This is a genomic window from Alteromonas sp. AWM4_230 (genome assembly GCF_056158305.1).
The window spans coordinates 695,823-707,041 of sequence record NZ_JBSWTB010000001.1; the positions used below are offsets into that span (position 1 = coordinate 695,823).

General features: G+C 45.6%; 12 protein-coding genes. 5 read left to right on the forward strand and 7 right to left on the reverse strand.

The genetic code is table 11. From position 1 onward, the window contains the following. Positions 1-6: 6 nt before the first annotated feature. The 4 genes from ACXACS_RS03020 to ACXACS_RS03035 all read right to left on the reverse strand — a co-directional run bounded on the left by ACXACS_RS03020 (position 7) and on the right by ACXACS_RS03035 (position 2,214). Complete coding sequence (locus ACXACS_RS03020) at positions 7-375, reverse strand: c-type cytochrome (RefSeq protein WP_039233686.1); 369 nt, start codon at positions 373-375, stop codon at positions 7-9. 64 nt (positions 376-439) lie between these two features. After that, the gene (locus ACXACS_RS03025; protein WP_014951159.1) at positions 440-1,150 is read right to left on the reverse strand and encodes a hydrolase; all 711 of its coding nucleotides are present in this window, start codon (positions 1,148-1,150) and stop codon (positions 440-442) included. Positions 1,151-1,294: 144 nt separating this feature from the next. Continuing rightward, positions 1,295-1,717, reverse strand: a complete 423-nt coding sequence (locus tag ACXACS_RS03030; protein ID WP_474803918.1) for a YybH family protein — start codon at positions 1,715-1,717, stop codon at positions 1,295-1,297. A gap of 320 nt (positions 1,718-2,037) precedes the next feature. After that, a complete protein-coding gene (locus ACXACS_RS03035) occupies positions 2,038-2,214 on the reverse strand; it encodes a hypothetical protein (protein ID WP_474803921.1) in 177 nt (58 codons plus the stop codon). A 116-nt stretch (positions 2,215-2,330) separates the two neighbouring features. Here ACXACS_RS03035 and ACXACS_RS03040 point away from each other — a divergent pair, with 116 nt between their 5' ends. Then, a complete protein-coding gene (locus ACXACS_RS03040; protein WP_474803924.1) occupies positions 2,331-3,101 on the forward strand; it encodes a sulfite exporter TauE/SafE family protein in 771 nt (256 codons plus the stop codon). A 71-nt stretch (positions 3,102-3,172) separates the two neighbouring features. On the opposite strand, the gene ACXACS_RS03045 is transcribed toward ACXACS_RS03040, so the two are convergent. The 3 genes from ACXACS_RS03045 to ACXACS_RS03055 all read right to left on the reverse strand — a co-directional run bounded on the left by ACXACS_RS03045 (position 3,173) and on the right by ACXACS_RS03055 (position 7,181). Continuing rightward, on the reverse strand, positions 3,173-5,290 hold the full coding sequence (locus ACXACS_RS03045; protein WP_474803927.1) for a TonB-dependent receptor: 2,118 nt from the start codon (positions 5,288-5,290) through the stop codon (positions 3,173-3,175). A gap of 71 nt (positions 5,291-5,361) precedes the next feature. Then, a complete protein-coding gene (locus tag ACXACS_RS03050) occupies positions 5,362-5,772 on the reverse strand; it encodes a hypothetical protein (protein ID WP_474803930.1) in 411 nt (136 codons plus the stop codon). Positions 5,773-5,834: 62 nt separating this feature from the next. Further along, positions 5,835-7,181: a sigma-54 interaction domain-containing protein gene (locus ACXACS_RS03055; RefSeq protein WP_474809198.1), complete on the reverse strand. Its 1,347-nt coding sequence runs from the start codon at positions 7,179-7,181 to the stop codon at positions 5,835-5,837. A gap of 151 nt (positions 7,182-7,332) precedes the next feature. Between ACXACS_RS03055 and ACXACS_RS03060 the strand changes: the two genes are divergently transcribed. From ACXACS_RS03060 to cydX, 4 genes are all read left to right on the forward strand, one after another. Beyond that, positions 7,333-7,935, forward strand: coding sequence for a Tll0287-like domain-containing protein (locus ACXACS_RS03060; protein WP_474803933.1), 603 nt, complete (start codon positions 7,333-7,335; stop codon positions 7,933-7,935). Between the two features lie 371 nt (positions 7,936-8,306). Continuing rightward, positions 8,307-9,887 carry a cytochrome ubiquinol oxidase subunit I gene (locus tag ACXACS_RS03065; RefSeq protein WP_474803936.1) on the forward strand — a complete coding sequence of 527 codons (1,581 nt, stop codon included), beginning with the start codon at positions 8,307-8,309 and terminating at the stop codon, positions 9,885-9,887. Beyond that, the gene (cydB, locus tag ACXACS_RS03070) at positions 9,884-11,020 is read left to right on the forward strand and encodes a cytochrome d ubiquinol oxidase subunit II (RefSeq protein WP_474803939.1); all 1,137 of its coding nucleotides are present in this window, start codon (positions 9,884-9,886) and stop codon (positions 11,018-11,020) included. The genes ACXACS_RS03065 and cydB overlap by 4 nt, the downstream gene beginning before the upstream one ends. 10 nt (positions 11,021-11,030) lie before the next feature. Beyond that, positions 11,031-11,144, forward strand: a complete 114-nt coding sequence (gene cydX / locus ACXACS_RS03075) for a cytochrome bd-I oxidase subunit CydX (RefSeq protein WP_012519975.1) — start codon at positions 11,031-11,033, stop codon at positions 11,142-11,144. The last annotated feature ends 75 nt before the right edge of the window (positions 11,145-11,219 follow it).

The following is an 11,219-nucleotide window of genomic DNA, read 5'->3' on the forward strand; positions in this document are numbered from 1 at the left end:
TAGCTCCTAGTTATTGCTGCTTTGGCTAGTGGTTTGTTTACCTGACTGGGCTGCAAAATAAGTGGCTAGGGCGTCAATATCGTCATCGCTAAGCCCTGATGCATTGGGGCGCATGATGCTGGCCATACCGCCTTTCCTGATGCCGTCGCGATAAGCTTTAAGTGCATAAACTAGGTACGGTTTGTTCTGACCTGCCAAATTAGGGTTACTTTCAATGTTGGCAATGCCTGTTTCACCGTGACACCCCATACAGTATTGTGAAAGTGTTTGGCCTTTTTCGTATTGCGCGCTATCGGTATTAGCGCTAACGCTGAAAGAAAGTGTTGCGATATAAAGCGCAGTCAATAGTGCTACAAGTGGGTGCAAAGCTCTCATGTTAAACTCCTCGTGCAGTAACGATACAAGTGCGACAGGTCACGGTGACCTGTCGCATTGAAGGCTACTGGCCTTCTTTGGCGTTAAACATTTCGGTTGCGTAAATAAGGCCTAAACCGTATCCCCCAGCATGTTCTTTTGCGATGTTTGTCACGTCCACATAGCTTTCAGTGCGCGCCCAATCACGTTGAAGTTCTAGAAGGTACTGCAACCAAGTAATGGGTTGAGCACCTGCCTGAATCATACGCTGAACCGCCATGTCGTGAGCTTCTTTAGATACACCGCCAGACGCATCGGTTACAAAATACACGTCATAGCCTTCTTCAATGGCAGACAGCACTGGCCCCACACCGCAAACTTCTGTCCAAAGCGCTGCAATAACAATTTTGTTCTTTTTAAATTTCTTAACCTTGTCGGTAACTCGCTTATCTTCCCAAGTGTTCATCGTTGTGCGGTCAATAGGTGTTTGGTCGGGGAATACTGCTTTTAATTCCGGGAAAAGCGGGCCGCTGAATGACTTTTCAGCTACGGTTGTAAGAATGGTGGGTACATTAAATGCCTTTGCAGATTTTGCTAGACCTGTAACGTTGTTGCGCACATCTTCGATTGAATGTGAGCGTGTTGCAAACGCCATTTGAGGCTGGTGGTCGATAAGAATGACCGTGTGGTTGTCGGGGGTCAGAAGGCTCTTGGCTGGCTCTCCCGCTTGCACAGAAGGAACAAGAAAGGTTAAGCCAGTAACAAGTGCTGCCATTGATTTTTTAATATTGAACATTGCGATTTCCTCTTGGATTAAGTTTGTTGTGAGTACTTCGTAAACCTCGAGATAAATCTTATGTTCGTTTTACTTGGTTTTAAATGCGTAATATTTCGACAATATATTCTAATTTTTAGAATATAAAATTTGAATTTGAGAGGATCACGCAAAATCTAACAAGTCAGTACCGAAGAAGTTGTCGATGACACAGCGCCATTCACCGCTCGCATCCCTTTGCAGAACGTAAAGGGCGCGCTTACCCTCGCAGGGTAGGGCGTTGGGTGTTGCTTTGGGAACAAGATAAAGCTTAGCGACGACTAGCGCTACGTCACCGGCTTGTATAACCCGTTCATCTCCGGTTGTAACAAAATGTTCGGGCATGAATTTCTTTTGAAATTTAAGCAGTGCGTCAACGCAGTCGCGCTGCGTGGCATGTTCTTCAGCGGCTTGGTTTTGCGTTGAACTGGACATGGGGGTCGCGACCACTGTTGCATCGCTCGCATAACATTGGAATAAGGCGTCTTGATCGCCGCGGTTTACTGCGTCATGCAACTGTTGTAACACGTGAGATATTGGATTGTTCATGGCTGTCGTTCCGTTCTTTTTACCGCAAGACGAGCCAATAAAAAACCCGCCTTTGCGGCGGGTTTAGTGAATTTTATTTACGCACTAGCTAACCCGCCCATTCCTTAGAATAGCGAGAATAATAATCAGCGCAGATGCTGAGTAAGCAGTATGTGTATTCGTGTTTTTAGGCATAGTGTTTAAAAACAGTGTGCTGCTAGTGAGTATTTAATGATCTGAGTATCCTGTGCGCCAAACAGAAAGTCAACGGTTTTTTATGTGAACAAATTAGACTCATGCGGGTGGGTGAGCAAGCGGTTAGAATTGGGTTCGATGCTAGTTCAGGCTTCAAATATGGTTATGCGAATAGTCGATCCCTGCTTCAAACATTCATAGATGTCTTCATCAGTAAAGCCACTGTTATGGAGAATTTGTCTAGCAACAAGCTTGGCATCTTTTGTACTGTGCTTGTCGCATATTATTTGCAGTGCTTTGTTTAAATAACTAATAGAAGGCATGATAAATAACCTAACGCGACACGAGTAACTTTGTATGATATTTAAACGGTGTTGTATGGTGTTGTGATCACTAACGCCACGCAAACAGTGTCATAAATTAAGGTGGAGTTTGACTCTTGGATTTACTTTTAAGCTGGTTGACGGCCAACGATACATTGTCGATGTCAACGTCAGTAATACTTGTTGTTACCTCGTTTTTTACGTCTATGATGACAGCAACGCTGGGTATAGGTGGCGGGGTGTTATTACTAGCGGTAATGGCCGGTACTATGCCGGTTAGTGCGCTGATCCCAGTTCACGGGTTAGTGCAGCTTGGTTCCAACGGAAATCGTGCACTGATGACGGCAAAGCATATCGACTGGAATATGCTGAAATATTTTTCTTTAGGTGCAATTGTTGGCGCTTTCTTAGCGTCGTTTATTGTGGTTCAGCTGCCGCTCGTTATCATTCAGTTTGCAGTTGCCGCATTCATTTTATTTTTAGTGTGGGGGAGTAAACCCAAAGCACAAGAAATGAGGCCCGCGGGTAGAACGTTGGCGGGGTTGGTGACCACCTTGGTTTCAATGTTTGTAGGTGCCACAGGGCCTTTGGTGGCTGCATTCGTACACCGAAATAAATATAGCAAAATGCAGATAACCGGCACATTTGCCAGCTGCATGACACTCCAGCACGGCCTTAAAGCGTTTGTTTTTACCTTTGTAGGGTTTTCTTTTGCGCAGTGGGCAGGGCTTATCATCATTATGATTGCCAGTGGTGCGCTCGGTACATTTTTCGGGCTCAAAGTATTAAAGCGTGTGCCGGCCGATAAGTTTATGCTGGCGTTCAAAATTGTAGTGACCTTGTTGGCCCTGCGCTTGCTATGGCAGGCTGTAGCTAGCTTGTTATAGAAAAAAGAGCTTAAGAAGTTAGCTTCTTAAGCTCAGCATGTTTTTTGCCTTTTCCGTTATTTTTTGGCTGCTTAAAAGCGATAGTTCAACGACAGATGCCACTCCCTTCCAGCACTAAGCACGCGCTCTCCTACTTCAACATCGGCATTCATTACTCGATTGATGCCGGCTGTGTGCGGGGCATATTGTTTGTCGAACAGGTTATGAATAGTTGCCGTAACCTGAAGATTCGACTGCGCATTATCAAAAAGCGTTAAAAGCCCTGAGATATGAAACAAACCATAGCCTGCTGTGGGTGCTTCACTTTGCAGTGCCGAGATATGGTTTTGTGCACCTGCTAATTCAGATGTAAGCTGCATCTGAAGCGGCGCGTCAAATACCTGAGTATTCCATTGAACTGTTGTTGTTAACTGCTCTGGCGCAATGCGGAACAAAGCATCATCAATGTCATCACGGTTACCATGCTGAATGGTTGCTACTGCTCGCAAGCTTAGGTTTTCACTAAGCTCGCCTTGCACCGTCATATCCACACCTTTGATAACAGCGTCGGTATTCGTCCACTGAAATGGCTCTGTACCAGCCATCATGGTAGATACCATGTTCGCCGCCATATTCGTACTAGGTGAGCCGGTAATGTAGTCTTCTATGTCTTGATAGAAAAGGCGTGGAGAGATAGTCCAATTTTTATAGGTGTAATCAACACCCACATCTAATTTACGCGCAGTTTCATTGTCTAACTCGAGGTTGCCTATGTAGTTAAAGCCGTCAGCCATGCCGCCCGAGATGCCAAGTGGCAGCCAGGTGTAGCGCTCGAAATAGGTAGGGGCACGATTTTTCTGAGAAATGCCAAGTACGATATCAAGCGAGTCGCTCGCATGGTATCGGGTGGTAGCGGCTATGTCTAACATGTTGTAGTTTTCGTCACGCTCCGCGGCGTTAAAATTACTGACTAACGTAGCTACTGCGGGGTTCATCATCACCATGTTAGAACCCGCTTCTCCGGCATTCATATTAACCCGGGTGTATCGCGCACCATAAGTAGACGAATAGGCTTCTTTGTTTACTGTCCATTGGGCATAAATACTCGCGGTATCTCTTTGTACATTAGTAAAGTTATCTACAAAAAACATACCGTTATTAGGGTTAGTAATAACAGAGTTATTTCGGGTGTGGTGCAGGTAAGCGCCCAATTCAAGCTCGCCGTTATCCAACGGCATAACATACTTGGCATCCAAACCCTGAGCGATAGCGTCTGCATTATTCTCTCTAGCCATATCAGCTGACATTACCATGCGCTGGGAAAAGTTATCCATGGCATGTTGGTTACTGTTGCCAAACCAATTTATAGCCAAGTACTCTGCTTCGCCGGCGTTGTAGCGATAACCTAGTCGGTACCATGCTGCATCAATAAAGCCTATATCCATGGCGAGCGCTGGTGTGCCGCTCTCATTGGTATTTAGCTGTTGATAGCTAGCATCAAATTGGTGTTTTCCCCATTCATAGCCAAGTCTAAATTTGCCGCCATTTCTTTGGTAGTGGCTATTAGGTATAACAGCGTTATCGCCCGATTCTCGCTCGTCACGCTGCTGATGCATGAAGGCGCCGCTAATGAAAGCTTGGTCCGTTTTGTAAAGCACATTGCCCTGGTATTGTTGACCGCTACCCGGGCCTATTAAACTTGCACTTACACTGCCAGTAATACCGCTTCCTAAAGCAAAAAGAGATGCCGCATCGGCGTTAATTCGCAGCTTACCGCCTAGCGTTTGTACTCCAGCATTAACTGGTACAATACCGCGATACAAAGTAGCAGTAAGCCCTGGCTCTGGCAGTACGTGGGATAATGGCGAGTCCATGGAGTTAGGCCCCGCACCCGCTATATCGACACCGTCAATGGATACGCCAACCCTATCGCCAAACAAACCTCGATATTGAATAAGACCTGTTACCGGGCCGTTTCTAGACACGGATACGCCAGGTAATTGCGCTAACTGATCGCCAAAATCAGCGTCTATATTAGTTGCGGCGGTCACCGTTTCTCGCTCAATTTCTACTGTATTATCCTTAAGCGAAGAGCCAATAACTGTAATCACTTCTGTTGAAGCGCTGTCAACGAACGCCGATGTGTTTGCATAAACGTGTGCAGATGTGCAGGCAGCTGAAATAGCGAATGCCAGTAAAGAATACTTCATAACAATTCCATTAAATAAACGAACTATATGCACGGTTAAACCATGCGCGTTAAGTGTGTTTTAAGGTTTTGTTATGCAATTGGTGGAGCGCGGCCAAGCGGGGCGGCAAAGGCAAATGATGTGTAGGGCGCTGCTGCAAGGCGAGATACTAAGGCGCGATAGCGCACAAGGGATAGCACCGGCATTGAATCTACCGGTACATTATCAACATGAGGAAGGTCTGCGAGTGTGCTATTGGTACAATCTACATGCTCGACAGGCGCTTTTAGCAGCTCGGGGCTTATAAATACAAATTCACCTTCAAGCTCTGTGGCACTAAGCGATATGTATCGCATGGTTTTGCCAGTACAGATAAGCTCGATGTCGTCGCCCACCAATCCACGCGCATGCTGCATAGTATGCGAAGCAAGGCCGAGTGCTAATGCATTTTGCAAAAGCATACAAAGGCAAAGTGTTAAGGCTATCAGGCGTTTAATCGACATTTTTTATCTTTTTAAATTGCGCACTTTTATCATAGCCTGTGACGACAGTTTATTTCCACTGATTAATTGTGTTCGTTAATACCAGCTTTGATACCGGCTTTATTTAATTTTCGATAAAGGGTACGTGTACTCACGCCCAACTGGTCCGCAAGCTGGTTTATATCGCCTTTGAAAGTATCATAAACCTCAGCAAGATAAGCGTGCTCGGCTTCTTCTAGGGTCATAATTTCATTCGCAGGCTTTGCCAGCCCCTTAACATCCACTTTTCGAACGTATTTACCATTACTATTTGCCACTGGGCTTAGGTCTTCGCCTGTAAAGTCATCGTCAAGGTCAGGTAAGTCTGACTCGTATATTACGGTCTCATCGGCAAGTAATATGGCTTGCTCCACGATGTTACGTAACTCGCGAATATTGCCCGGAAAAGTATAGCTACTCAATTTCTCTAGTGTTTTTTTGCTGAAACGCTTTTTCTCTTGCGACTGCGCTAAAAAGTGCGTTGCGATAAGCGCAATATCTGACGGTCTTTCTCGCAAAGACGGAAGGCTAATAGGAAAGCCCGCAATTCGGTAATAAAGATCGCGTCGAAACTCGCCTCTTTCTACCATTTGTTTCAAATTCTTATGTGATGCGCAAACCAAACGGAAGTTAGCTTTCTTAGAGACTACGCTACCCACAGGGCGATAGGTTTGGGTTTCAAACAATCTTAGTAGTTTAACCTGCATGGCAAGCGGTATATCACCTACTTCATCAAAAAATAGGGTGCCACCCTCAGCCGCCTCTACTAGCCCTTTTTTATTGGTGGTCGCGCCGGTGAACGCGCCTTTTTCATAGCCGAATAACTCGCTTTCAAGCAAAGCATCAGACAACCCAGTACATTCAATTACAACAAAAGGTTTTTCAGCGCGATGACTACTTGAGTGTAGAGCCTGAGACACCAGTTCTTTCCCGGTTCCGGTTTCACCAAACAGTAAAACGGATATATCTGAATTTGCAGCGCGATTTATTTTATTAAGCATAGTTTTAAATGCTTCAGACTCGCCAATCATTTTTCCAGCAGAGGGGCGGTTAGACGCAAAGGCAAGCTTATCTAGAATTTCCAGATAACCTATTAAATCCCCGTGACCGTCGAAGATAGGTCGCATCAGAATGTCACAGTAGCTTTGGCCCTCGCTGGTGGTATGGATATGCACCACACTAGCTGCTCGGCCCGACTTTTTACTTTCCTGCATAGGACACTGCTCGCCGCATTGGTCACAGGGCTTATTGTTTCGATGAGATACCTGATAACAGGTGCTATAACCGAGCTTGATATCGACAGGGTAAGTATCTCTGTAAGGCGCATTGACCGCCTCAATAATGTAATTTTGATTGATGAAAATAGCGGGTTTGTCTATTGCATCTATCATTGCTTGTACAATTGATATGTTCATTGTCAGCGTATTAGTTAATGCTACTTTTATCTTGCCAACTTAACATATTGGCATAGAGCTTGTTGATTGTTTTAGTTGAATCACAATGCCTGAGTGCAAATACGTCCGTCAATAGGAGAGTTACACAATGAAAAAACGCACCTTTTTAATTGCGTTGGGGGTGGCCGTAAGCGCCGGTTGCCCTTTCGCTAATGCACAAACCAACGAGCTAGCTGAAAGCGAAGTACAAACAAAAGTGAAGCAGGCAAGAGTTCACGCTAAAGCACTTGGTGGAGCGCTTAAATCTAGGCTAAAACAGGCAATTCAGTCTGGTGGTTTAGAAGCGGGTGTAGAAGAGTGTCAGTTGGCCGCCGAGCCTATCGCCGAGGGGCTTAGCCAAAATGGGTGGGAAGTAGGGCGTACTGCGCTAAAAGTGAGAAACCCGAATAACGCGCCAGACGAGTGGGAGCGCGAGCAGCTAGCCCTTTTCACCTCTCTATTGGAAAAGGCTAAGCTAGAGGGTAAACAGCCGCCTATGCCTATGGATACCTCTAAGTATGACAGCGACAGTGGCGAATTCCGGTACATGATGGCTATTCAACAAGGTCAAGTTTGCATGGCGTGCCACGGTGGCCAAGTTGCACCTTCAGTAAAGGACACCATTTTAAAACATTACCCTAAGGATGAGGCCACTGGGTTTGAACTTGGTGAATTGCGCGGCGCGTTCACACTGACCTATTCGCCACAGTAACAACTTCAGTTAATTTTGTATTAGCTGAAGCAAAAGCTCTCTTCTCAACCATTTTGAATAAGGCTACGACATCCCTGTCTTCTTTTTATCTGCGCCAATTTTGTCATTAAAAATGACAAAATTGGCGCAAAGTTCATATTAGATCCTTGCGATGGATCAAAGTGCGCAACTTTTCGCCATGGAATAATTGTCCTGCACAGTACGAATAGACTGTCATTCATCAGTTGTTAGTTCAGATTAACGAGAAAAGTGATGTATGGCACAAACCATGCTCTAGCTGTGATGAATGTTCACGTGATAACCACTGAATAACCAATAAATTTATTTAAGGTCAAGCGCTTATCGCGCAAAAGAGACAAGGGAGATAACCCATGAGCGATACGTTAATAGAACTATCGCGGTGGCAATTTGCATTAACTGCGATGTTCCACTTTATTTTTGTACCCTTAACACTAGGGCTAAGCTTTTTACTTGCCATCATGGAGTCGGTCTATGTGATGACAGGTAAAGAGATATACAAGCAAATGACCCAGTTTTGGGGAAAGCTGTTTGGTATTAACTTTGCCATTGGGGTAGCCACAGGCTTAACCATGGAATTCCAGTTCGGCATGAACTGGTCATACTATTCCCACTATGTTGGCGATATCTTTGGCGCGCCTCTGGCTATTGAAGGGCTTATGGCTTTCTTCTTGGAGTCTACCTTCGTGGGCCTGTTCTTTTTTGGCTGGGACAAAATGTCTAAGGTGAAGCACCTTATGACTACTTGGTTAGTTGCTATTGGTTCTAACTTCTCGGCGCTTTGGATCCTAATCGCTAATGGCTGGATGCAGTATCCAGTAGGTGCTGAATTTAACTTTGAAGCAATGCGTATGGAAATGACCAGCTTCGCTGACGTTATTTTTAACCCTGTAGCTCAGGTTAAGTTCGTTCATACAGTTTCAGCAGGCTACGTGACCGGCGCCATGTTTGTGTTGGCAATCTCTAGCTACTATCTACTAAACCATAAGCATATAGCGTTTGCCCGTCGCTCGTTTGCGATTGCAGCTAGCTTTGGCTTAGCTTCAACTTTGTCAGTTATTGTTTTAGGTGACGAAAGTGGCTATGAACTGGGTGACGTGCAAAAAGTGAAATTAGCTGCTGTAGAAGCAGAGTACGAAACCCACCCTGCGCCAGCACCGTTCACTGTTTTTGGTATACCTAACGATGAGAAAGAGGAAACCGAATACGCCCTTCAGATTCCGTGGGCAATGGGCATCATTGCAACCCGTTCGTTAACCGAAGAAGTGAAAGGTATTAAGGATCTTAAAGAAGAGAATCGCGAGCGTATTTTAAGCGGCATTAAAGCGTACGAAGTGCTTGGTGATGTAAGAAACGGCACAGCGACCGCTGAGCAGCGTGCAGCCTTTGAAGCCAACAAAGACAGTCTTGGCTACGCCATGCTGCTTGAGCCCTACGCAGACGATGTATCAAACCCATCAGAAACGGCCATTCAACAAGCCGTTGACTACAGCATTCCTCCGGTGGCCCCGCTATTTTGGAGTTTCCGAATCATGGTTGCTGCAGGTTTCATTATGCTTGCTCTGTTCTTGTGCGCATTTTATTACAGTACAAAACATAAAATCACCAAGCCTCGCTGGCTACTAAGAGGCGCTCTTTATGGTTTACCACTTCCTTGGGTGGCGTGTGAAGCAGGCTGGTTCGTTGCTGAATATGGTCGTCAGCCATGGTCTATTGCAGAAGTATTGCCGGTGCATACCTCAGTGTCTAACTTGGCGATTAGCGATGTGGTAATCACTATTGTTGCCTATACCGTCTTCTACACAGCAATGTTCATCATTGGCTTTTACCTAATGAAAAAATTCGCGAAGAAAGGTCCTGTGCCTCCGGAAGATACAAAGACTGAAACTGAGCTTGATCTTATTGACCTTGATGAGCAAGGAGCAAAAGCATGATTGATTATGAACTGTTACGCGTCATTTGGTGGTGCTTAGTTGGCGTGCTGCTAATTGGGTTCGCCGTCACTGACGGCTTCGATTTAGGAGTGGGCGCTTTGCTTACCCTTATCGGGAAAAATGACAAAGAACGTCGTGTGATGATTAACACTGTTGGACCTCACTGGGACGGAAATCAGGTGTGGTTTATTACGGCTGGTGGTGCAATCTTTGCGGCGTGGCCAATGATTTATGCTACGGCATTTTCAGGTTTCTACCTTGCTTTAGCGCTAACGTTAATTGCCCTATGGATGCGTCCTATTGGTTTTGACTACCGCAGTAAACTACCAAACCCTCAGTGGCGCAAAGCCTGGGACTGGGCGCTTTTTGCTGGTGGCATTATTCCGTCGCTCATTTTTGGCGTGGCGTTTGGTAACCTGCTATTAGGTGTGCCTTTCGAGCTAGATAGCACCCTTAAATCAACCTATACAGGTTCGTTCTTTGGTTTGCTGACGCCTTTTGCCTTAGTGAGCGGATTACTGTCAGTAGCTATTTTACTTAACCACGGTGCAACCTGGTTACAAATGAAAACCGATGGTTTTATTGAAGTTAGAGCCCGCGCCGTGTCAGTAGTATTGAGCCTTGTAGGCGTAGCCTTGTTTGTTATTGCAGGTTTTTGGGTAGCATTTGGCTTAGATGGCTTTGTGATTACCTCTGCGGTAGACACTATTGCCACATCGAACCCGCTTAAGAAAGAGGTAGCTATTGAAGCGGGCGCTTGGATGAGCAATTACAGCAAATATCCTTTCATGGTGGTAGCCCCTGTATTAGGTGTAGTAGCTGGTCTTGCCTGCGCGTTCTTCTCTAAGAAAGGCAATCCGGGTATGGCGTTCGTATCAAGTGCACTGTTTATCACGGGTGTAATTTTAACTGCGGGCTTTTCAATGTTCCCGTTCCTAATGCCTAGCATCACAATGCCAGAAGCTAGCCTTACCGTATGGGATGCAACGTCTAGTCACATGACGCTGAACGTTATGTTCATTGTTGCCTGTATCTTTGTACCTATTGTACTTAGCTACACCGCTTATAGCTTTTACGTGATGCGTGGTCGCATCAAAAATGATGACCTCGACCAATCGCACACTATTTATTAAGGAGATATTTATGTGGTATTTCGCTTGGATATTAGGTGTTTTACTGGCGTGCTCTTTCGGCATTATCAACGCCATGTGGTTAGAAGCTACAGAAAATATGGATAGACCGGAAGATCAAGAGTAGAAATGGAAGTAGGCTGGCCGCAAGAACACGCCGTGAACCCGTCAAAGGGGGCTTTGCGGCCAGCCCATCACCCCT